This is a genomic window from Citrobacter sp. R-1.5.2 (genome assembly GCF_035064245.1).
Classification (GTDB): Bacteria; Pseudomonadota; Gammaproteobacteria; order Enterobacterales; family Enterobacteriaceae; genus Citrobacter.
Genome location: NZ_JASEYC010000090.1, coordinates 1 through 588, shown reverse-complemented (window position 1 = coordinate 588; position 588 = coordinate 1). Strand labels below are relative to the sequence as shown.

1 pseudogene is annotated in these 588 nt (G+C 53.9%); it reads right to left on the bottom strand.

The window, feature by feature from the left end:
• Nucleotides 1–533 (bottom strand): annotated as a pseudogene (locus QMN38_RS26725) (IS1 family transposase); the annotation flags it as partial.
• Nucleotides 534–588: the final 55 nt, after the last annotated feature.

Here is a 588-nt window from a genome sequence, read left to right as displayed (position 1 = left end):
CTTTCCCTTCAGGCGGGATTCATACAGCGGCCAGCCATCCGTCATCCATACCACGACCTCAAAGGCCGACAGCAGGCTCAGAAGACGCTCCAGTGTGGCCAGAGTGCGTTCACCGAAGACGTGCGCCACAACCGTCCTCCGTATCCTGTCATACGCGTAAAACAGCCAGCGCTGACGTGATTTAGCACCGACGTAGCCCCACTGTTCGTCCATTTCAGCGCAGACAATCACATCACTGCCCGGTTGTATGCGCGAGGTTACCGACTGCGGCCTGAGTTTTTTAAGTGACGTAAAACCGTGTTGAGGCCAACGCCCATAATGCGTGCACTGGCGCGACATCCGACGCCATTCATGGCCATATCAATGATTTTCTGGTGCGTACCGGGCTGAGAGGCGGTGTAAGTGAACTGTAGTTGCCATGTTTTACGGCAATGAGAGCAGAGATAGCGCTGATGTCCGGCAGTGCTTTTGCCGTTACGCACCACGCCTTCAGTAGCGGAGCAGGAAGGACATCTGATGGAAATGGAAGCCACGCAAGCACCTTAAAATCACCATCATACACTAAATCAGTAAGTTGGCAGCATTACC